Origin of the sequence: Pontitalea aquivivens, assembly GCF_046507575.1 — a bacterium.
In the GTDB taxonomy this organism is placed as follows: domain Bacteria; phylum Pseudomonadota; class Alphaproteobacteria; order Rhodobacterales; family Rhodobacteraceae; genus Pontitalea; species Pontitalea aquivivens.
Genome location: NZ_JBKFEY010000017.1, coordinates 1 through 19,134 on the forward strand (window position 1 = coordinate 1; position 19,134 = coordinate 19,134).

General features: G+C 64.1%; 17 protein-coding genes, 1 tRNA gene and 1 pseudogene. 8 read left to right on the forward strand and 11 right to left on the reverse strand.

Going from position 1 to position 19,134, the window contains the following annotated elements; all coding sequences use genetic code 11:
• Nucleotides 1–171 precede the first annotated feature (171 nt).
• Nucleotides 172–435 (reverse strand): hypothetical protein, encoded by a 264-nt coding sequence (locus ACK8OU_RS14875; protein ID WP_410304209.1) that lies wholly within the window; start codon nucleotides 433–435, stop codon nucleotides 172–174.
• Between the two features lie 126 nt (nucleotides 436–561).
• On the opposite strand from ACK8OU_RS14875, the gene ACK8OU_RS14880 reads away from it, so the two are divergent.
• Nucleotides 562–1,299 carry a M48 family metallopeptidase gene (locus ACK8OU_RS14880; RefSeq protein WP_410304210.1) on the forward strand — a complete coding sequence of 246 codons (738 nt, stop codon included), beginning with the start codon at nucleotides 562–564 and terminating at the stop codon, nucleotides 1,297–1,299.
• 191 nt (nucleotides 1,300–1,490) lie between these two features.
• The gene (locus ACK8OU_RS14885; RefSeq protein WP_410304211.1) at nucleotides 1,491–1,751 is read left to right on the forward strand and encodes a DUF6455 family protein; all 261 of its coding nucleotides are present in this window, start codon (nucleotides 1,491–1,493) and stop codon (nucleotides 1,749–1,751) included.
• A 467-nt stretch (nucleotides 1,752–2,218) separates the two neighbouring features.
• On the opposite strand, the pseudogene ACK8OU_RS14890 reads toward ACK8OU_RS14885, so the two are convergent.
• Nucleotides 2,219–2,638: pseudogene (locus tag ACK8OU_RS14890) on the reverse strand (transposase); the annotation flags it as partial.
• 299 nt (nucleotides 2,639–2,937) lie between these two features.
• On the opposite strand from ACK8OU_RS14890, the gene ACK8OU_RS14895 reads away from it, so the two are divergent.
• Nucleotides 2,938–3,162, forward strand: coding sequence for a hypothetical protein (locus tag ACK8OU_RS14895; protein ID WP_410304212.1), 225 nt, complete (start codon nucleotides 2,938–2,940; stop codon nucleotides 3,160–3,162).
• Between the two features lie 247 nt (nucleotides 3,163–3,409).
• Here the strand turns inward: ACK8OU_RS14895 and ACK8OU_RS14900 are convergent, their stop codons facing one another.
• From ACK8OU_RS14900 to ACK8OU_RS14925, 6 genes are all read right to left on the reverse strand, one after another.
• A complete protein-coding gene (locus ACK8OU_RS14900) occupies nucleotides 3,410–3,916 on the reverse strand; it encodes a hypothetical protein (RefSeq protein ID WP_410304213.1) in 507 nt (168 codons plus the stop codon).
• Nucleotides 3,917–4,054: 138 nt separating this feature from the next.
• A tRNA-Glu gene (locus tag ACK8OU_RS14905) sits at nucleotides 4,055–4,129 on the reverse strand.
• 168 nt (nucleotides 4,130–4,297) lie between these two features.
• Nucleotides 4,298–6,043, reverse strand: coding sequence for a single-stranded-DNA-specific exonuclease RecJ (recJ, locus tag ACK8OU_RS14910; protein ID WP_410304214.1), 1,746 nt, complete (start codon nucleotides 6,041–6,043; stop codon nucleotides 4,298–4,300).
• A 156-nt stretch (nucleotides 6,044–6,199) separates the two neighbouring features.
• Nucleotides 6,200–7,165 (reverse strand): class II fructose-bisphosphatase, encoded by a 966-nt coding sequence (gene glpX / locus ACK8OU_RS14915; protein ID WP_410304215.1) that lies wholly within the window; start codon nucleotides 7,163–7,165, stop codon nucleotides 6,200–6,202.
• Between the two features lie 188 nt (nucleotides 7,166–7,353).
• On the reverse strand, nucleotides 7,354–8,652 hold the full coding sequence (locus tag ACK8OU_RS14920) for a homoserine dehydrogenase (protein ID WP_410304216.1): 1,299 nt from the start codon (nucleotides 8,650–8,652) through the stop codon (nucleotides 7,354–7,356).
• Nucleotides 8,653–8,733: 81 nt separating this feature from the next.
• Nucleotides 8,734–8,991 carry a hypothetical protein gene (locus tag ACK8OU_RS14925; protein WP_410304217.1) on the reverse strand — a complete coding sequence of 86 codons (258 nt, stop codon included), beginning with the start codon at nucleotides 8,989–8,991 and terminating at the stop codon, nucleotides 8,734–8,736.
• A 69-nt stretch (nucleotides 8,992–9,060) separates the two neighbouring features.
• Here ACK8OU_RS14925 and ACK8OU_RS14930 point away from each other — a divergent pair, with 69 nt between their 5' ends.
• The gene (locus ACK8OU_RS14930) at nucleotides 9,061–9,648 is read left to right on the forward strand and encodes a TetR family transcriptional regulator (RefSeq protein WP_410304218.1); all 588 of its coding nucleotides are present in this window, start codon (nucleotides 9,061–9,063) and stop codon (nucleotides 9,646–9,648) included.
• Between the two features lie 22 nt (nucleotides 9,649–9,670).
• On the opposite strand, the gene ACK8OU_RS14935 is transcribed toward ACK8OU_RS14930, so the two are convergent.
• Genes ACK8OU_RS14935 through ACK8OU_RS14945 form a run of 3 tightly spaced genes read right to left on the reverse strand, consistent with a single transcriptional unit; the run spans nucleotide 9,671 to nucleotide 12,522 of the window.
• The gene (locus ACK8OU_RS14935) at nucleotides 9,671–10,273 is read right to left on the reverse strand and encodes a TadE/TadG family type IV pilus assembly protein (protein WP_410304219.1); all 603 of its coding nucleotides are present in this window, start codon (nucleotides 10,271–10,273) and stop codon (nucleotides 9,671–9,673) included.
• A gap of 7 nt (nucleotides 10,274–10,280) precedes the next feature.
• A complete protein-coding gene (locus tag ACK8OU_RS14940) occupies nucleotides 10,281–10,832 on the reverse strand; it encodes a TadE/TadG family type IV pilus assembly protein (protein WP_410304220.1) in 552 nt (183 codons plus the stop codon).
• Between the two features lie 4 nt (nucleotides 10,833–10,836).
• Complete coding sequence (locus ACK8OU_RS14945) at nucleotides 10,837–12,522, reverse strand: pilus assembly protein TadG-related protein (RefSeq protein WP_410304221.1); 1,686 nt, start codon at nucleotides 12,520–12,522, stop codon at nucleotides 10,837–10,839.
• 411 nt (nucleotides 12,523–12,933) lie between these two features.
• On the opposite strand from ACK8OU_RS14945, the gene ACK8OU_RS14950 reads away from it, so the two are divergent.
• From ACK8OU_RS14950 to ACK8OU_RS14965, 4 genes are all read left to right on the forward strand, one after another.
• Nucleotides 12,934–14,364, forward strand: coding sequence for a Glu/Leu/Phe/Val family dehydrogenase (locus ACK8OU_RS14950; protein WP_410304222.1), 1,431 nt, complete (start codon nucleotides 12,934–12,936; stop codon nucleotides 14,362–14,364).
• A gap of 145 nt (nucleotides 14,365–14,509) precedes the next feature.
• On the forward strand, nucleotides 14,510–16,468 hold the full coding sequence (gene dnaG, locus ACK8OU_RS14955; protein ID WP_410304223.1) for a DNA primase: 1,959 nt from the start codon (nucleotides 14,510–14,512) through the stop codon (nucleotides 16,466–16,468).
• Between the two features lie 137 nt (nucleotides 16,469–16,605).
• Nucleotides 16,606–18,594, forward strand: coding sequence for an RNA polymerase sigma factor RpoD (gene rpoD, locus ACK8OU_RS14960; RefSeq protein ID WP_410304224.1), 1,989 nt, complete (start codon nucleotides 16,606–16,608; stop codon nucleotides 18,592–18,594).
• Between the two features lie 31 nt (nucleotides 18,595–18,625).
• The gene (locus tag ACK8OU_RS14965; protein WP_410304226.1) at nucleotides 18,626–19,090 is read left to right on the forward strand and encodes a hypothetical protein; all 465 of its coding nucleotides are present in this window, start codon (nucleotides 18,626–18,628) and stop codon (nucleotides 19,088–19,090) included.
• Nucleotides 19,091–19,134 lie beyond the last annotated feature (44 nt).

The following is a 19,134-nucleotide window of genomic DNA, read 5'->3' on the forward strand; positions in this document are numbered from 1 at the left end:
CCCCCCCCCGACCCCCCCCCCCCCCCCCCCCCCCCCCCCCCCCCCCCCCCCCCCCCGGCGCCCCCCCCCCCCCCCCCCCCCCCCCCCCCCCCCCCCTGTCCGCTTGGGCAGGCGCCGGGGGCTCTGCCCCCGGACCCCCGCAGGATATTTTCGCAAAGCCGAAGGAGCGTGTCAGGTCTTGTCGTGTTTGTCTGTGGGGCGGTGCAGGCGGTAAACCCCTTCGGGCAGGTTCAGCGCCGCTGCGAGTTCGCGCAACTGTGCATGCGAAAAGGTGATGCGCTGCACGGTGTCGGTATGCTCGTCCAGTTGTTCAAGGGTCACGCATTCCTCAAAGTTGTGGATCGTGATGTCTTCCTGCAGGAAACCGCTCGAATCATCCCCCTCATCGACGAGGGTGATCACGGTGGCGTCGAATTCGTGCTCGATGGTGAACATATATCAAGGATAGCGCGCCAAGGGTTGCGCAAAAAGAGGAAACATTGGCGTGAGCGGGGCAGCGCACTCTTTTCCGGGGCAGGGCGGCCCGGTAATCTGCCGGACACGACCCGTCCGGAGGTATTCATGCGCCTTGCCATGCTGCGTCTTGCCCTTGCCCTGCCGCTTCTGGCCATCCTTGCCGCCTGTGCGGGGGGGCCGGGGCAGGTGGCACCGGTGCAGGCGGCCAGTGCGCACCTGCCGCAGCTTTTGCCGCCTGATCTGGCCGCGCAGAATTTCATTGCCGTCGCGCGCCGGATGGAGCCGTTGATCGAGGCCGGGTGCCGTGCGCGGGCAGCCGCTGCGCAAAACTGTGATTACCGTGTCGTGGTGGACGACCGGCCCGGCCAGGCGCCCAATGCGTTTCAGACCTTTGAATCCTCGGGGCGGCCGGTCATCGGGTTCAACCTTGCGCTGATTTCCGAAGCGCGCAACCAGGATGAGCTGGCCTTTGTCATGGCGCATGAGGCGGCCCATCACATTGCCGGGCACATTCCGCGCAAGCAGCAGGATGCGATGGCGGGGGCGCTGATCTTCGGTACGCTGGCGGCGGCGTCAGGCGCGGACCCCACCGCGATCCGTTCGGCGCAGGATTTCGGCGCCACGGTGGGAAGCCGGGCGAAATCGAAGGATTATGAACTGGAGGCTGACCGTCTGGGCACGGTCCTGACCTGGAATGCGGGTTACGACCCGCTGCTTGGCGCGGCATTCTTCACGCGGATCCCGGATCCGGGCCGGATGATCCTGGGCACCCACCCGGCCAACGCGCTGCGCATGGATGTCGTGCGTCAGACCGTGGCAGAGTTACGCGCCCGTGGGCGCTGATCCAGTGGCGGGGCGGCATTCGTCCGCTTGATCTGGATCATGGCTGTGGGGGTCAGGTTTTGTGATCCTGTTGCGATGATCGTGGATGTCGGACTGGCATCGCGACAGTCGGGCAACCGTGCCGGATTATGCGCAAAGGCGCGGCTGTCGGTGCGGCGGCCAGGCGAAACCTGTGGCGGAGGGCCAAGGCGATGGGAATTCAAGGAAACCCGGATATGCACTTCTGGATCACGCGCGGCATCGCGCGTCGGCTTGGGGTAAATCTTTCGGAAAACATGCAAGAGGGGGTGCTGACACGGGCAGATCTGGCAGGGATGGTCGATCGCTGCCGGCAATGCGACGGGGTGGCTGGCTGTCTGGTATATTTGTCGGAAAACCCCGACCGTGCGCCCGGGCCGCCCGACTGGTGCCGGAATGCCGCGCTGTTGGCCGAGCTGAGTGCGCTGAACTGACAAACTGCGGACGGTCGACGTGCGGGTTTTCATGCCGGGGCGCCCGATGCGGTTGTCGGATCGCGGGCTCTTCCCGCTGCGGCGGGGGCGGTTGTGCACGCGGGTGCAAGACATCGGGCTGTGCCGAGCTCTGTGCCTAAATTCATGAGTTTTAATGAAAACGTGATATCTCCGTGAGGGGCGGGTCATCCTGTCTCGACAAATTTCCCTGCAGGCAGAGAAAATACAGGAAGCTTCTTCTGTTTTCCGGCGGCAGACGCAGACGCAGACGCAGACGCTGGCGTTGGCGGAAATGCCCGCCCCTGTTCAACGCATCGTCTGCAATTTCCCTGGCGACCAGAACGCGGAGCATTTCGCGCTTGACTGCGCAATTTTTCAGCCGAGCGGGGAGCGATGATAAGCGCATAATTACCGCGGGTTTGAGCGCATGATCCTGTCCCGTGGTGTGGTGTATCTGGCGCTGATCGTCACCGTGATGCTCGGTGTGGGCCTGCTTGAACAGGATGCATGGCGGGCAAGCTGATGACGGCATCTTCGCCCATCACCGCGATGGTTTCCAGCGTCATGTAGCGGGCGCGTTGGACGGTCCAGTCGTCGTTCTGCTCAAGGGCGCGAACGCCATCGATCCGAGAGATCGCCCGAGGGCCGGCGACCTCTGCGCGGCGCTTGATTTCGCCGATGAGACGCTCGAGCGGGTTGCTCGAGTGGAGCTTCGCCCGATGCTCTTGGGGGAAGGACATGTAGGCCAGCACATCGTGTTCGGCCTCGTTCATGATGGTCGCCAACTTCGGCACCTTGGGCCGGATCTGATCGGCCACGGCACGCCACTGGGTGCTGGCGGCCTTGGCGGTGTCTTGCGCGGAGGTGGTGGCGATGAAGGCGGAGATGCGTATCTTCTGCGCTATTGGACGCGCGAGGATGGCGGGCATAAATGGGATGTAACCACCGCGCGGCTGTGTTTGGGATCGGCGGAGCCAGTCTATCGCCGTTTGGCCGATCGCGGGCGTGAGTTTGGCCACTGATTTGCGGTGTGGCGTAAATTATGGAATTTTACGTTGAAGCGTAATTCGTTTTGATTTGCCCTATGTCGTAAAAGGGTCCACACCATGGACCTCTCAGCCAGAACAGCCGAACAGATCGGCCAAGCGATCCGCCGTGCGCGCAAAGCCCGCGGCTGAAGACGATCGTGTCCGAAACCTACGAACGTGAAGTTCCCCGTATGGCCGAAGTTCATGCGCTGATCTGCGTTGCGAACATCATGCCTAGCGCGTTTCATCGCGGCTTCGACGGCATGTTGCAGCCCGACGAAACCGTTGAACAGCTGCTTCAGCGCAAACGGTCGCAAGTCTGGCGGAATGCGTTTGGCGGCATGACGATGGCCGACCTTCTGGCAGAGGCAGGGATGGCATAGGCGCAGGGCGGTAGGGACGGCGTTTTCCGCTATCCATACGGCCCGTAACCGGAAGCCGCCTATGACTCGGCGCAGTCGGACAAGGCACGGGAAACCTTCGTTGATGCCGAAGCGCCCGCCGAAGCGGCTGAATGAGGATCGGACAGGGGCTTAATTCCTTTCGACCTGTCCGCTAGCCGGACTAGACACCCGGCGACAGACCCCGGTTGCAGCGTATAGGGCCGCATTGCGCCGGGGTCTTTTTCGTTCAGAAGGTGCCGCGCCAGAAGTCTGATTTTGGCTTGGCTGCCGTCGAAGCGTTCACATATTCCGTAAGTTCATCCAGTTCGAATTGGGCTTCTTCGGCGGTGAACCGTCCGTCCCGCCATTCAGTCCAAAGCCGAACAAGCAAGCTGAGCATGATCGCAGGCGGATAGATCGAATCGTTGGCGAAAGTTCCCATGAGGGGTTCGCCCTGCCAAGTTGGATCGGAATTTTCATGCCAAATGACAGCACATTTCCTTGCCATGTGGCTTACGTCCATGCGGTCCATCGAAAGCACGAAAGTATATCTGTCGGTATGACCCCAACGGGGCGAGTAGAAATCGGCGTAAAGTTCAATCGGGTCCATCAACGGTACTTTCTTGGTGGCGCGCAGTTGCGATATGGGCAGGGCGGCGACGCAAAGCAAGTTCCGATGTGTTACCGGAGAACCTGCCCAAGTGTTCGCCGAAATCGGCGAAAACGTTGCCCTTGCCCGGACCTTGGAGTTCACGAATGCGTGATATTTCCCCGGCCTGCAACGCGTTGGCGGCGGTCGATTTCAACGGCGGGATGCTGTGGGTGAATTGTGGGTAGAGATTTGCCGTCTTGCCGATTTCCTAAAGGAATCAATCCATTAAGAAATGGTAAGTGGCAGCCCGTAGGGGAGTCGAACCCCTCTTTTCAGGTTGAAAACCTGACGTCCTAACCGATAGACGAACGGGCCACCGAGACCGCTTTTCGCAACTTTCGCATCGTTTCAGCGATCATCACCTGCGGTGTGGGGCGGTGTTTAGGCCAGCTGCACGCGACGCGCAAGGGTCTTTTTGCGATTTTTCCAAACTTTCTTCGCATTGGTGCGCAAGCCGGAAAGCGGCCTGAAAAGGGTGGGGTTTCAGGCTCTTGCGGCATCCTCAAGGCGCAGCTGTACCTTGCTGCGTCCGCCCCAGCTGTTGATCTCCAGCCGGCCAGCCAGATGGAACCGCGCGGCCCCTGGATCGGCCAGCATCGGACCCAGGGGCCCATCGAAGGCGCCGAAGGCGATTGCGTCGATCCGGGGGGCCATGCCGTCGCCAAAACTGAACCGCAGATGCGATTCGCCAATCCGCCGCGGGCCCAGGACTTGCATCGCGGCAAAGGCGAAACGCGGGGCGGGGGCCCCCTGCCCGAAGGGGCCTGCTTTTTCAATCTCTTCAATCAGGTGCGGCGTTGCGGCGGCGGGCATCAAAAGTCCATCCAGCCGCAGGTCGCGCGGTCCCTGTGCGCCCGCGCCCTGTTTGGCCAAAAGCGCCGCCAGCCGTTCCATCGCGGGTTCCAGCAGGTCGCGCGCAACCGTCAGACCGGCGGCCATCCGGTGTCCGCCCCCCTTGATCAGCAGCCCCTCGGCGGCAATGCGCTGCACGGCCGCGCCCAGATCGACGCCCGCGACCGACCGGGCCGATCCCTTGCCCTCGGCCCCGTCAAGGCCGATCACCACGGCGGGGCGGTTGGTGGCCTCTTTCAGCCGGGCCGCAACGATTCCCACGACGCCCGGATGCCAGCCTTCGCCTGCCGCCCAGACCAGTGGCGCCTCCAGCCCGCGTGCCTCGGCCTGGGCCAAGGCCTCTTCGCGGACACGATTCTCGATCTCACGGCGCTCGGTGTTCAGCGCATCCAGCCGCGCCGCCAGCGCCTGTGCTTCATGCGGATCGTCGGTGGCCAGAAGCCGCGCGCCCAGGTCGGCCGCGCCGATGCGGCCCCCGGCGTTCACCCGCGGCCCCAGCAGAAAGCCCAGATGGTAGGTGTTGGGCATCTGGTCCATCCGTGCCACATCGGCCAGCGCCACAAGACCCGGGCGCCCCCGCCGCGCCATCACCTTCAGCCCCTGACGCACCAGCGCCCGGTTGACGCCCACCAGCGGCGCCACATCCGCAACTGTTGCCAGCGCGACCAGATCCAGCATCGCCATCAGGTCGGGTCCCTGCGCCCCCTCTGCGCGCAGCTGGCGGTTCGCCTCGACCAGCATCAGGAAAACCACCGAAGCCGCGCACAGATGGCCCAGATCCCCCTCTTCATCCTGCCGGTTCGGGTTCACCACGGCAACGGCCGGGGGCAAGGTCTCGGCCCCCAGGTGATGGTCCAGCACAACCACATCCGCCCCCTTGGCCGCCGCGATCGGGTCGTGGCTCAGCGTGCCGCAGTCGACGCACAGGATCAGCCGGTGATCGCGGGCCAGTGCCGCCATGGCCGGGACATTCGGGCCATAGCCTTCATCGATACGGTCCGGGATATACAGGGTGGCCTGCCGCCCCATCGCCCGCAACCAGGTCAGCAGAAGCGCCGCCGAGGCGCCGCCATCCACGTCATAATCGGCAAAGACCGCGATCGGTTCGCGCCGCTTTACGGCCACCAGAAACCGGGCGGCGGCGGTCTCCATGTCCTTCAGGCGGCGCGGATCGGGCAACAGGTCGCGCAGGGTGGGTTCCAGGAAACCGCTGGCCTCGTCGGGTGCCACGCCGCGGGCGACCAGCACCCGGGCGAGCGGTAGCGGAAGGCGTGTGGCCTGTGCCATCGCCTCTGCCAGACGATCAGCTTCGGCCGAAGGGCCAATCCAGCGCCGGCCGGTGGCAGAACTGTCGACATTCAGAAAGGCTGTGTTCATGCGGCCCTTGGTGCCAAAAAACGAAGGCTTCCGCCAGTGGCAGGTCGCAAGGACCTGATCGGCGGCCTTCTTCTTGGCAAAATACTCTCGGGGGGGCCTTCACCACCCCGGCGGGGTGGTGAAGGCTGCGGGGGGCAGACAGCCCCCCGTGCGCGCTTACCGGATCGGGTTGCGATAGATCATGCGGCGCACCGAGCCGGTTTTCGACCGCATCAGGATGGTTTCGGTCTCGATGAAGTTCGGCTCGCGCTTCACGCCGCGCAGGATCGAGCCGTTGGTCACGCCGGTGGCGGCAAAGATCACATCGGCGGTCACCATCTCGTCGCGCGAATAGATGCGGTTCAGGTCGGTGATCCCGGCCTTGGCGGCGCGGCCGCGTTCGTCATCGTTGCGGAACAGAAGCCGGCCCCACATCTGCCCGCCCATGCATTTCAGCGCCGAGGCGGCCAGAACGCCCTCGGGCGCGCCGCCAGATCCCATGTACATGTCGATGCCGGTGATTTCCGCTTCGGCGCAATGGATCACGCCGGCCACGTCACCATCGGTGATCAGCCGGATCGCGGCGCCGGTTGAACGCACTTCGGCGATCATCGCCTCATGGCGGGGACGTTCCAGGATGCAGACGGTGATGTCCTCGGGCTTGACGCCGCCCGCTTTGGCCAGCGCGTGGACGCGTTCGGCCGGGCCCATGTCCAGGCTGACGACATCCTTGGGGTAGCCTGGGCCGATGGCCAGCTTCTCCATATAGACATCGGGGGCATGCAAAAGCGTACCGCGCGGCGCCATGGCGATGACGGTCAGCGCGTTGGGCATGTCCTTGGCGGTCAGGGTGGTGCCTTCCAGTGGATCAAGCGCGATATCGACCTTGGGGCCGTCGCCCGAGCCGACCTCTTCGCCGATGTAGAGCATCGGGGCTTCGTCGCGTTCTCCCTCGCCGATGACCACGACGCCCTTGATGTCGAGCTTGTTCAGCTGATCGCGCATCGCATTGACGGCGGCCTGATCGGCGGCCTTTTCGTCGCCCCGTCCGATCAGCCGGGCCGAGGCATGGGCGGCGGCTTCGGACACACGGGCAAGCCCCAGCGAAAGCATACGGTCGTTGAAATCGGTCGGAGAAGTCATGTCTGTTCCTGTCAGCAGGGGCGAGATGCCCGGTTCCGCGGGGGCCGGTGTCATCTAGCCGCGATGGGGGGGCGATCACAAGGGCGGTCGCGCTAACGGCGCCGGGCCGGGGGCGCTGCCCCCCGCGGCAGGGCGCCCGGGGGCGCCCTGCCTTCCCCCCGGGATATTTTGGCAAAGCCGAAGGGGGGTCAGACTTCCTCGATCCGGATCGCCACCGGTTCACCCAGGACGACGCCGGTCGAGCCCATCTGGCCGATGGCATGATCGATCGCGCCACGCGTGGTCTTGTGCGTGACGATCAGCACCGGGGCCGAGGCGCTTTCATGCCCATACTGGCGCATGCGCGAGATGGACACGCCCGCCTCGCCCAGCACGGTTGCGACCTTTGCCAGCGCGCCGGGTTTGTCCATCAATTCCGTCCGCAGATAGTAGGAGGCGGGCGAATTCGCCTTTGCCGCGATCGGGGCGGCCAGTGTATGCGCAGGCTGGCCGAATGTGGGCAGGCGCAGGCCGCGTGCGATATCAAGCACATCGCCCATCACCGCGCTGGCGGTGGGGCCTTCGCCCGCGCCGGGGCCGCGCAGGACGATCTGGCCCACGCTGTCGCCTTCCAGGACCACCATGTTCGTGCCGCCCTGCAATTGCCCCAGGGGTGAGGTGGCGGGCACAAGGCAGGGGGTCATGCGCTGTTCCAGCCCGCGGCCGGTCATCTGGGCGACGCCCAGCAGCTTGATCTTGTACCCCATGTCGCCCGCGCGGCGGATGTCGTCGATCGAGATCCGGCCGATCCCTTCAAGCTCGACATCGCCGAAGCTGACGCGGGTGCCAAACGCGATGGCGGCCAGCAGGCTGAGCTTGTGGCCCGCGTCGATGCCGCCGACATCCAGGTTGGGGTCGGCCTCAAGATAGCCAAGCTGGCGGGCTTCTTCGAAGACGGTGTCATAGGGCAGGCCGGCGGTTTCCATCCGGGTCAGGATGTAGTTGCAGGTGCCGTTCATCACGCCCATCACGCGGCGCATCGCATTGCCGGCCAGACCCTCGGTCAGGGCCTTGATTACGGGGATGCCACCGGCGACGGCGGCTTCAAAGCGGATCACGCGACCGGCGGCCTCGGCGGTTTCGGCCAGGGCCTGGCCGTGATGGGCCAGAAGCGCCTTGTTGGCCGTGACGACGTCCTTGCCTGCGGCAAGCGCGGACTCGGTCGCGGCCTTGGCGGGGCCGTCATGGCCACCCATCAGTTCGATGAACAGATCGACATCTTCGCGCCGGGCCAGCGCAACAGGGTCGGTTTCCCAGGCATAGGCAGACAGATCGGCATCGCGGACCTTCTGGCGATCGCGTGCGGAAACGGCGGTAATCACGATGGGACGGCCGCAGCGAGCCTGTAAAAGCCCGGCATGGCGCTGGACGATCTTGATCACGCCGATGCCCACGGTGCCAAGGCCCGCGATGCCAAGACGAAGGGCTGGGCCGGACGGGCTGGGCATGGGAAACTCCTGAAGATGAACAATTGCCCCGATCTGTTAGCGCGTCGGCGGGGCGCTTGCAACGCGGGACGGGGCCTGGTCTTAGGGAAGCGGTTGACGCAGGACCGCGGCGCGGGCGCGCAGCGCGTTGGCGCGGGTGGTCAGGTCCGCGGCGGGGTCGGGGTCGGGGTCGGGGGCGGGTGCCGCATCAACCAGGATCTGATCGATCGGCAAAAGCACCGGGTAGGGCGCCCGTGCGCCATGCCGCGTCCCGTCGCCGGCGCAGGACAAAAGCAGCATCGGGATCAGAAGGACGAGCAGGGGGCGCATCGCGGACTCGGGCTGGGACAGTCGTGCCACAATAGGCCGGGGGCGGGGCGGTGGCCATAGGGGTTTGATATTGAACATGTGTTCAGTTACGGTTCCGGTATGGCACGCAAGGCAGGATCGCATTCCGAAATCACTGGGCCGCGCATTCGCGCCGAGGCGCAGCGCCTGTTTGCGCGGCACGGTTTTGCGGCCGTGTCGATGCGCCAGATAGCGGCGGCGGTGGGGGTGCAGGCGGGGGCGCTGTATCTGTATACCCCCGACAAGGAGGCGCTGCTGTTCGACCTGCTTGAAACGCATATGAAGGACCTGCTGGCGGCCTGGGCGGCGGTGCCGCGCTGTGCCGATGCGCTGGTCGCGCTGGAACGGTTCGTGCGCTTTCACATCCGCTTCAACCTTGACCGGGCCGAGGCGGTCTTTTTGTCCTACATGGAACTGCGCAACCTTGGACCAGAGAATTTCACCCGGATCGAGGCATTGCGACGCAGCTATGAAAATGAGCTGGAGGCGATCCTGAAGGCGGGGCAGGCGGATGGCAGTCTGTCGGTGCCAGATACCAAGCTGGCGACGCTGGCAATCATCGCCATGCTGACGGGCGTGAACACCTGGTTCCGCGCCGGCGGTCGGCTAAGCCGTGAGCGGGTCGAAGAGATTTACTGGGGCATGGTGCGCAAGGCGGTCGGGGCCTGACCCGTGCGGGCGGGGACGGGGATCAGTTCGCGTCATCCCAGATGATGCGGGTGCCACGCGGGCGGGTGACCACGAAATTCGATATCGGGATGCTGGTGGGCAAGCCGATCTGCGAAAAGATAGATCCTGCCTTCGCAGTCTTGGACCCGATCATCGCCAGGGGCGCAAAGTTGAATCGGGTTTCGACTACCAGGGCGGAATCGCCAACGGGCATCCGGGGGATGCGATGCGCCGCCAGGTTGATCGTCTCGTGGGTCTGGACGGGCTGACCATCGGTGGCATGCGACCAGGTTACGCGGTATTCCTTGGCGTCCCTGTCCCAGTATATCGAGGAAACGCGGATCCAGGTATCGCCGCGCGGCACGGTCAGGAATTCAAAGACCTCTTCGAGACCCTCGATATAGGCGGGCCCGACGGGCATATCCTCGCGCGAGATGAGATCGGCGATCGTGTAGGCCGCCTTGGTGTTGATGCCCTTGATGCGAAAGGCATCGTAGAATTGAAACGACACGCCCAGCCAGCCCAGCAGAAGAGCCGCGCCCATCACCGCTTCGATCGGCATTGACCCGCCGGTTTCCCGGTCGATCCGGCAAAGGGGGCGAGCAAGGGTTTTCAGGATATTCATGGCACCCTCAGTTGCTGCCCAGGCGCGGTTCGTTCACGAAGGCGGTGGTTGTCACGATCGGAAACTGGCCGGAACTGTCGGTCAGCAGCGTTGCCCCGATGCCCATTCCGGGCAGCAGGGGGCGCGCCTTGATGCAGGCGCGCATCAGCATCAGCTGATTGCTTTGGCCGCGCTGGATCACGACCTCCAGGGGGTCGGCGTCGGTGCGGTCGGTGCAGGTCGGCGCCTTGTCGAAACCGGCTGAGGTCCAGGTGGTGCGGTCGACCTCGAACACCTCGACGGCAAGGTCGCGCATGCATTCGGAAAACAGGATGGTCTTGTCGCAGATCGACCGTTTCACGGCCTCATGATCAGGCATCGGCTTGATCCCCAGCCGCAGATCGCGCGAGGCCATGTCCACGCCGCGTTCGAACATGGTCTTGCGCAGGACAAGCATGCCGAATTCGACCCCGCTGAACATGATGATCAGGAAAATCGGCAGCATCAGCACCGCAGGTATCGTGGCGGCGCCCGTCTCTGAGCGGGCGCGGCGCAGGAACCTGGTCAAAGGCGTTGACATGGCGTCAGTTCGTCAGCCGCAGCGCGTTGATCGCCGAGGCGACCGAGGCGAAGGCGGTGGACAGATCGGCAGAGGTGACGGGGTAATAATAGGACTCATTTGTGGCGCAATCGGACAGCACCGCTTTACCCTCATCAGGCGCATCCACGGCGATGGTGAAGATCTTGATCTTGTGTGTCTCGTCGTTCGCCTCGGCGCATAGCGCGCGCAGATCGGTGTCCTTGTCGCCGAATTCCGACTGATGCGCCATCCGGTCGTACAAATCGCTGCGGTTGTTGTTCGGCACGCCAAGATAGGTCCAGACAACATGTTGCATGGTCATCGGCGCCTCGCCGATCTTGCGGCCAGAGCGGTCATAGATCGGATATTTCTTTGTCCAAAGCGTGTTGTAGGTGATCGGGTATTTCGTGCCGCTGACCTGAGAGTCATTTTTCCAGGATCCGTCGTGAAAGCTGTAATAGGGCCGGGAGCGCGACGGATCGTGGTAATAAAGGTAACGCTTGCTTTTGCCGGGGCCGATCTCTTGTGGGCCGACGGTCGAGATCAGGCCGGACGGACCGGACCGGAATTCCGGCCTGGTGGAATAGGATCGGGTGTTCTGGCCATCGGTCATCAGCACCAGCACCTTCATCACATCCACGTCTTCGGGCAGGGGGTTCGCTTTCTGATAATCGAAGGGGCGCCCGGACAGATCGGCGCTGGCCCAGCCCTTTTCGATCATCTTGTTCAGCGCCGGGCGGGCCGAGGGGTCCAGAAGCGCCAGCCCCCATTTTGCACCGAAATCGATGGCTGTATCGCCCCCGGCCACCAGCGCCTCGATCTTGTCCCGCAGGTCCTTCTGAACATTGCTGAAGGCACGGATCTCGGCGAAGCCGGCCTCCTGGCAATTGTGGATGTCAACAAGTTCGGGCAGGGTCCAGTCGTTGCCCTTGTAGTCGAAACTGTCGCCATGCATCGTTCGCTGCAATCCGGTCGCGGGGGCGATCGCAAGGTCATCGAAGCTGAGCGTCTGCAGATCGGCACAGGTGTTGCTGGTATGGTCGGTCTTAAGATTGTAAAGGCTGGCAAGGCGGCTGCCCAGCACGACCTGCTGATTGTAAGGTACCAGTGAAATCGAAAGCTTGCCCGGTGTCGCGCCCGGTGGCTGCACGCTGGTGAACATCGTCTCGACGAAGGTCTTTGCCGCTTCCTTCAGCAGCGCGATACGGGTCGTGGTGCTGCCATCTGCTTTCTTGACGGCATCATTCATCGAACCGGAGATATCGACCACAAGCGAGATTTCCACATTTCCGACGCTTTCGGTGGCGCGGCTTGCGGCGGGAACCGTCAGTTCGGTGATGCCCACAAGCGGCCCGAACAGGGTGGGCATGGTGTCGCTGACCTTCGCCTCGACCGAACGCCATTCCTTGTAGGCGCCCTCTTTCACGATCGGCTTGACCTTGATGTGGCCCAGCCCGCTTTTTGCGAAATAATCCTGCACGACCTCGGTTGGGTCCAGCGACTGGTTCAGATCGGCCGCGGCCAGGACGGCGCGGTCCAGCGTGGCCTGAATCGTGGCGCGGCGTTCTTCCTGGCGGACGAAATCGATCGCGACGCCGGTGGTGATCAGCATGATCAGAAAAATCTGCAGGCTGAAGATCAGGATCGCGCCGTCTTCGTCATCACGCAGTCGCGCCAGTCGTACGCGCAATGACCTTGCAAGGGATCGAGGGGCGATCGGGGCGAGCTTTGACATCTTGAAACCTTTTACTGGTCGCGGCGCAGCCAAGCCCGCCGCACCGCAGGTTTTGCCACAATTTTCCATAACATGCGGTGTGTCTGGCAAAAATGAGGCAGAGTTGCGAAGTTCGTGGAACTGTTTTCCAATCGGGACGCATCCGTGCCGTTTTGCCGCGATTGTTTCCAGGCCGGGGCAGCAGGATCACAGGAAGCTTGCCCCTGTAGCCCAGGGTCGCGGCAAACCGCTGGCCCGTCGCGGCGAATTGTGCGGCCGGGGCGCCGTGATTCGCCGTTTTGACGGTGGCCACAGGCTGCCTTGGGGCCTAGCCTTTTCCCGGGGCGGTAGGCGCTTGGGGCCGGAACCCGCCAAAGGGAGGCAAGAATGACACAACTTCGGGAACCGGGGTTTCGCGATTCGGTCGATATCATGTTCAACCGCGCCGTCGCGGTCATGGATCTGTCGCCGGGGCTGGTCGAGAAGATCCGGGTCTGCAATTCGACCTACACCGTGCGCTTCGGGGTGCGGCTGCGCGGGCAGATCCACACCTTCACCGGCTATCGATCGGTGCATTCGGAACATATGGAGCCGGTCAAGGGCGGCATCCGTTATGCCCCCGGTGTCAACCAGGATGAGGTCGAGGCGCTGGCCGCGCTGATGACCTATAAATGCGCGCTGGTGGAAACGCCTTTTGGCGGATCGAAGGGTGGCCTGTGCATCGATCCGCGCGACTGGGAACCGCATGAGCTGGAACAGATCACACGCCGCTTTGCCTATGAACTGATCAAGCGCGATCTGATCAACCCTGCGCAGAACGTGCCCGCCCCCGACATGGGCACGGGCGAGCGCGAAATGGCCTGGATCGTGGACCAATATGCCCGGATGAACACCACCGATATCAACGCCCGTGCCTGCGTGACCGGCAAGCCGCTGAATTCCGGCGGGATCCAGGGTCGGGTCGAGGCGACGGGGCGGGGCGTGCAATATGCCTTGCGCGAATTCTTTCGCCACCCCGAGGATGTGGCCTCGACCGGCTTGTCGGGCGATCTGGACGGCAAGCGCATCGTGGTGCAGGGCCTGGGCAATGTGGGCAGCCATGCCGCGCGGTTCCTGGCGCAGGAAGATGGTGCGCGCATCGTGGGGGTGATCGAGCGCGATGGCGGGCTGTGGGACGATGCGGGCCTGGATATCGAGGTGGTCCTTGCGCATCTGCGCGCCACCGGCGGTGTGCGCAACTGCCCCGCGGGCCGGTTCGAGCCCGTGGGTGCCGAACTGCTGGAGGCCGATTGCGACATCCTGATCCCGGCCGCGATGGAGGGGGTGATCAATCTGGACAATGCCGCGCGCATCCGCGCGCCGTTGATCATCGAGGCCGCGAACGGCCCGGTGACGGCGGGGGCGGATGACATCCTGCGCCGCAAGGGAATCGTGATCATCCCCGACCTTTACGCCAATGCGGGCGGGGTGACGGTATCCTATTTCGAATGGGTCAAGAACCTGTCGCACATCCGGTTTGGCCGGATGCAACGCCGCGCCGAAGAGGCGCGCAACCGCCTGCTGGTCGAGGAACTGGAACGGCTGAGCGCGGACAAGGGCCTGGGCTGGACCCTGTCGCCCGATTTCAAGCGCCGCTTCCTGACCGGCGCGGGGGAACTGGAACTGGTGCGATCGGGGCTCGATGATACGATGCGGATCGCCTATCAGTCGATGCGCGAGGTCTGGCACGCGCGTCCCGAGGTATCCGACCTGCGCATGGCGGCGTTTATCGTGGCGATCGACCGGGTGGCGAAAAGCTATCAGTCCAAGGGGTTGTAGGGATGGCGGGCAGGGGGGCCGTCTGCCCCCCTCGGCGCGTGCCGCGCCTCACCCCCCGAGGATATTTTGACAAAGCCGAAGGGGAATGCGGGTCCGGGGCTGCCGGGCTCTCGACTCTTGCGTGCGGCGGACCAATATAGGGGGCATGTCGCTGCCGCCCGGATTTCTTGACGAATTGCGCAATCGCGTCTCCATCTCGCAGGTGGTGGGGCGCAAGGTCGTGTGGGACATGCGCAAGTCCAATCAGGCCAAGGGCGACATGTGGGCGCCCTGTCCGTTCCACCATGAGAAATCGGCCTCATTCCATGTCGATGACCGCAAGGGCTATTATTACTGTTTCGGTTGCCATGCGAAGGGTGACGCGCTGAGCTTTGTACGCGAGACCGAGAATGTCGGCTTCATCGAGGCGGTCGAAATTCTGGCGCGCGAGGCAGGGATGCAGATGCCCGCGCGCGACCCGAAGGCGGCCGAAAAGGCCGACCGGCGCAGCGAACTGGCGCAGGTGATGGAAGAGGCGATGAAATACTATCGCCTGCAGCTGTCGACCGGCGCGGGGGCGGGCGCGCGCGATTATCTGGCGCGGCGCAGGCTGGGGGCCGGGGCGCTGGCGCGGTTCGAGATCGGATTTGCGCCCCCCGGCTGGCAGGGTCTGTGGGATCATCTGCGTGCCAAGGGGATTGCCGAGGACCTGATCCTGGGGGCGGGACTGGCCCGGCCCAGCAGCACGGGCAAGGCGCCCTATGACATTTTCCGCAACCGGATCATGTTTCCGATTCGCGATGCGCGCGGACGCTGCATTGCCTTTGGCGGGCGGGCGATGGACCCGAACGATCCGGCGAAATACCTGAATTCTCCGGAAACCGAACTGTTCGACAAGGGCCGCAGCCTGTACAATCACGGTCCCGCCCGCGAAGCCTGTGGCAAGGGGGCGCGGCTGATCGTGGCCGAGGGATATATGGATGTCATCGCGCTGGTCGAGGCGGGCTTTGGCGGTGCGGTGGCGCCACTGGGCACGGCGGTGACCGAGGATCAGTTGCGGCTGATGTGGCGGATGCATGATGAGCCGGTGGTGGCGCTGGATGGGGATGCGGCGGGGTTGCGCGCCGCGCTGCGGGTGATTGACCTGGCCTTGCCATTGCTGGAGGCGGGCAAGGGCCTGCGCTTTGCGGTTCTGCCGGGCGGCCAGGACCCGGACGACCTGATCCGGGCGCAGGGGCCCGAGGCGATGGCCCGGGTGATCGAGGGTGCGCGACCGATGGTCGATCTGCTGTGGCAGCGCGAGACGGAGGGCAGGAACTTTGACAGCCCCGAGCGCAAGGCCGCGTTGGACAAAAGCCTGCGCGCCGCGATCCGGCGCATTGCCGACCCCTCGATCCGGGCGCATTACGGCGAAGAGATCAAGCGTCTGCGCTGGGAATTGTTCGGTGCCGCGCGCCCCCGCAGCGCGCCTGGGGGCGGGGCGGGGGGGAAGCCTGGCCCCGGGGCGCCCTGGCGGCGTGGGGCGGTGCCGGCGCAGCCGCTTGCATCGACCCGCTCGACGTTGCTGGCGGCATCGCCGGATGAGGCGGTGGCCGATTATCTGCGCGCGGCGATGGTGCTGGCGATCTGTGTCGCGCAGCCCGGGCTGATCGCGCAGTTCGAAAGCCAGCTGGAAACGGTGCATCTGGCCGATCCGGGGCATGAACGGCTGCGCCATCTGTTGCTGATGCATGCCCATGAAGACCCGGCGACGATTCGTGAACGGATTCTTGCCGGCGCGGGCGCGGAACTTGAAAAGCTGATGAACCTGCCCCATGTGCGCATTGCCCCGCCGGTGCAGGCGGGTGCGGATGCGGATCTGGCGCGGATGTGCCTGGCCGAGGAACTGGCAAAGCTGGATGCCCACCGGGCCGTGCGGGCCGAGATTGAGGATGCGATGGAGGATCTGACCGGCCTGGCCGATGAGGGGGTGACCTGGCGGCTTAGCCAGGCGGCAACCGCGCGCCACCGGGCCGAACGGTCGCAGATGGATGAAAACAGTGACATGGGCGAGGACCGCGCCGCCCTGTCCGCCCAGCTTCAGGCGCTGATCGATGCCGAGGTCTGGCGCAAGAAGCGACACTGACAGCCGCCGGGACGAAGGGGGGGATTCGCCCCCTGTGATTCGGCCCTTTGATTCGATAAAACCGGGGAAACCGATTCGCCCCGTGCCCCGCCGCCGGCTGACCGCCAGCCCGCCCACCACCGACCCGAGGAGCGCCCATGGCCGCCAAAGACATCGACGACACCAAGCCCGAAGATCAGGATGCCGAGGATACCTCGTTCGACATGAGCCAGGCTGCCGTCAAGCGCATGATCGCCGAGGCGCGGGAGCGTGGATACATCACCTACGATCAGCTGAACGCCGTGATGCCGCCCGATCAGGTTTCGGGCGATCAGATCGAGGACGTGATGTCGATGCTGTCGGAAATGGGCATCAACGTCATCGAGGGCGAAGAGGGCGAGGAAGCCGAGGGCGGCGCGGTGGTGGAAACGTCCTCCTCGCGCGAGGTGGCGGTGGCCACGACGCAAAGCGAGACGCTGGACCGCACGGACGACCCGGTGCGCATGTATCTGCGCGAGATGGGTTCGGTCGAACTGCTTAGCCGCGAGGGCGAGATCGCCATCGCCAAGCGCATCGAGGCCGGGCGCAATACGATGATCGCGGGCCTTTGCGAAAGCCCGCTGACCTTCCAGGCGATCACCATCTGGCGCGACGAACTTCTTAATGAGGATATTCTGCTGCGCGACGTCATCGACCTGGAGGCGACCTTTGGCCGCTCGATGGATGATGAGGGCGACCTGGATGAGCCGGTGGTCGATGGCCTGTCGGTCGAGGCCGCGCCGCGCCGCGCCGGTGGCACTGATGAGCCCGAGCTGGATGCAGATGGCAACCCGATCGCCCGCGTCGATGACGACGAGGATGACGACGAAGGCTCAAACATGAGCCTGGCCGCGATGGAGGCCGCGCTCAAGCCGAAGGTGCTTGAAACGCTGGAGATCATCGCGCGCGATTATGCGCGTCTGGCCGAGATGCAGGACCTGCGGATGTCGGCCACGCTGAATGAGGACGGCACCTTTTCCGTCGCGGAAGAGGCGGCCTATCAGAAGCTGCGGTCCGAAATCGTGCTGCTGGTGAACGAACTGCACCTGCACAACAACCGGATCGAGGCGCTGATCGACCAGCTTTACGGGATCAACCGCAAGATCATGTCGATCGATTCGGGCATGGTGAAACTTGCCGATCAGGCCCGTATCAACCGGCGCGAATTCATCGACGAATACCGCGGTTATGAACTCGACCCGACCTGGCTGGACCGGATGGCGGAAAAATCGGGCCGGGGCTGGCAGACGCTTCTGGAAAAATCGCGCGACCGGCTGGAAGACCTGCGTTCGGAAATGGCGCAGGTCGGCCAATATGTCGGCGTCGATATCCAGGAATTCCGCCGTATCGTGAATCAGGTGCAGAAGGGCGAGAAAGAGGCACGCCAGGCCAAGAAGGAAATGGTCGAGGCGAACCTGCGTCTGGTGATTTCCATCGCCAAGAAATACACCAACCGCGGGCTGCAGTTCCTGGACCTGATCCAGGAAGGCAATATCGGGTTGATGAAGGCGGTGGACAAGTTCGAATATCGTCGCGGCTACAAGTTCAGCACCTATGCGACCTGGTGGATCCGCCAGGCGATCACCCGGTCCATCGCCGATCAGGCCCGCACCATCCGTATTCCGGTGCACATGATCGAGACGATCAACAAGCTGGTGCGCACCGGCCGCCAGATGCTGCACGAGATCGGCCGCGAGCCCACGCCCGAGGAACTGGCCGAAAAGCTGCAGATGCCGCTGGAAAAGGTTCGCAAGGTGATGAAGATCGCGAAGGAGCCGATCAGTCTTGAAACCCCGATCGGGGATGAGGAAGACAGTCAGCTGGGCGATTTCATCGAGGACAAGAACGCGATCCTGCCGCTGGATTCGGCCATTCAGGAAAACCTGAAGGAAACCACGACCCGCGTTCTGGCCAGCCTGACCCCCCGCGAAGAACGTGTGCTGCGGATGCGTTTTGGCATCGGCATGAACACCGACCACACGCTGGAAGAAGTGGGCCAGCAGTTCAGCGTCACCCGCGAGCGTATCCGCCAGATCGAGGCGAAGGCGCTGCGCAAGCTCAAACATCCCAGCCGGAGCCGCAAGCTGCGCAGCTTCCTCGATCAATAAGCGGCGGCTGTGGCAGGCAAAGGATCAGGTTATGAAGGTTTTTGCCCTTTCCCTTTCGGTGGTGCTGCTTGTCGCGGGCTGCGTGGCCGGGCCGCGCCCGCTGCCCGACGCGCTTCCCGATGCCTTCAGCAGCCTTGGCAACCCCGTGCTGGCCGATCCCGCGGTTCCCGGCCAGTTTGAGGTGGTGGGAATCCCCGGCCTTGATCCGATGCAATATTGGTGCGCAGCGGGGGAATATGCGGCGAACCGACTGGGCCAGTACAATGCGCGGCTGTATGTCGTTCGCCCCGAAGGACCCAGCGAAACGCGCCCGCGCGCGCGGTCTGTCGTGTTCACGTTGCGGCCCGATGTCCGGGTGCTGGCCGCGGCCAATGCGCCGCGCGACGGTAACCTGTCGCTGATGATCCGGGCGGTGGGTGACAATTATCTGGCCACAGCCGCGGAATCCACCTGTGAGCATGTGATCCCGCCCTTCCCGGACCTGAGCAATCTCTGAGTCCGCCGTGCCACACCCGTCCCCCCGTATCTGGTGGTCTGAAA